The organism is Paenibacillus sp. MZ04-78.2, from assembly GCF_024213375.1.
Classification (GTDB): domain Bacteria; phylum Bacillota; class Bacilli; order Paenibacillales; family NBRC-103111; genus Paenibacillus_G.
This window is the reverse complement of sequence record NZ_JANAVJ010000122.1, coordinates 1-885: the sequence shown is the minus strand read 5'-3', so window position 1 is coordinate 885 and position 885 is coordinate 1. Positions and strand designations below refer to the sequence as shown.

The 885-nt window shown below is 55.0% G+C and carries 1 protein-coding gene; it reads right to left on the bottom strand.

The features are described from left to right. The coding region (locus NLX71_RS26305) for an IS1634 family transposase (RefSeq protein ID WP_254366764.1) at positions 1–885 on the bottom strand (885 nt) is incomplete at both ends.

Genomic DNA, 885 nt, shown 5'->3' with positions numbered 1-885 from the left:
CACGAGCTGCGGGTCTTTCAACAGACGAAAGCGCGTCTCGGCGGCATCCTGTCCCTTGTACGCGCGAAGCAGGTCTGTGTCCGAATAGCCCGATGTTTCGGCATTGCTGATCAGGACGAAGGTGCTGAGCAGACGCTTCTCCGCTTCCACCGCGGCTTCGTCTCGAACAAACTGTTCAAGCTTCGGCACATATACGGTTTCCATAGACAAAGGCTCTTCCTTTTTCGGACGTCCTCGGCCGGTTCGCTTGGCTGGCCGCGTCACCGCTTCGACACCAAACTCCCACTGAAACCATGCGCTTCGCTGTTCGCTATAGAATCTCTGAATCGCTTGCCTAGCATCCGATTCACAGTGGAATTCGGTTTCTCCCAGCTTCCGAATGAGGCGTGTCAACCGTTCTTCTTCTTTCTTTAGCGTACTGTCCAGTGCCCGCTGTTTACGTGCATCCAAGTTGCTCGAATACACGACGATCAGCCGAAATGAACGGCCGTCAATCCGGCGCTCCATCGATTGAATGCGGTATTCCGCTGCGGACGGGCCCTGGCTCAACCTGCCGATCTCTTGCCATGCACCGGATTCCCAAGCCGCTCGCTTGACTTCCTCGCAGACGGAGAACAAGTCGGGTAAACGGGAAACGAAACGTAAGTGGAGCCGTTTCATGTATTTTAGGTTCCGCTTCGTGATCAACGCAGAGTCGGCCACATAGAGAAGCCGCTGCCAGTCTTCTTGATCGAGCGTTTGCCGCAGCTTCCGGATGAACGTGAAGTTCCAAGTTTTGTCCGAGGTGTTCCCGTTCTCCACATTCGCCAGTATGGGGATGCGCTCCGGCGAAACAGCTAGCCCAAGCATAATCTGCTTGAGGTCAGGCCGATAGTCTTTGCTATG